This is a genomic window from Komagataeibacter intermedius TF2, assembly GCF_000964425.1.
Classification (GTDB): Bacteria; Pseudomonadota; Alphaproteobacteria; order Acetobacterales; family Acetobacteraceae; genus Komagataeibacter; species Komagataeibacter intermedius.
This window is the reverse complement of the sequence record NZ_BANF01000239.1, coordinates 1-392: the sequence shown is the minus strand read 5'-3', so window position 1 is coordinate 392 and position 392 is coordinate 1. Positions and strand designations below refer to the sequence as shown.

Here is a 392-nt window from a genome sequence, read left to right as displayed (position 1 = left end):
GTTTCCGGGCCAACTTCCGAAAGACCGATATGCCGGACATAACCGGCCTGAACCATCTCGGAGATGGCGCCAATCGTCTCCTCAACAGGCACTGCCGGGTCCAGCCGTGCAGGCCGGTAGATGTCGACATGATCCAGCCCGAGCCGTTGCAGGGTATAGGCCAGGAAGTTCTTCATGGCGGCAGGCCGTGCGTCGTAGGAACCCCAGTTGCCACACGGGTCGCGCATTGCACCAAACTTGACGCTGACGAGGAATCTGTCGCGCGGAATATCCCTGATCGCCTCACCGATCAGCATCTCGTTATGGCCCATGCCGTAGAAATCGCCAGTGTCGAGAAGCGTGATCCCGGCGTCCAGCGCGGCATGGATGGTAGCGATGCTTTCTTTCCGATC

The 392-nt window shown here is 59.7% G+C and carries 1 protein-coding gene; it reads right to left on the bottom strand.

Annotation, left to right across the window (positions count from 1 at the left end; all coding sequences use genetic code 11):
* Positions 1-392, bottom strand: a 392-nt coding sequence (locus B7449_RS16660; protein WP_048883865.1) for an aldo/keto reductase, incomplete at both ends; no start/stop codon positions are given.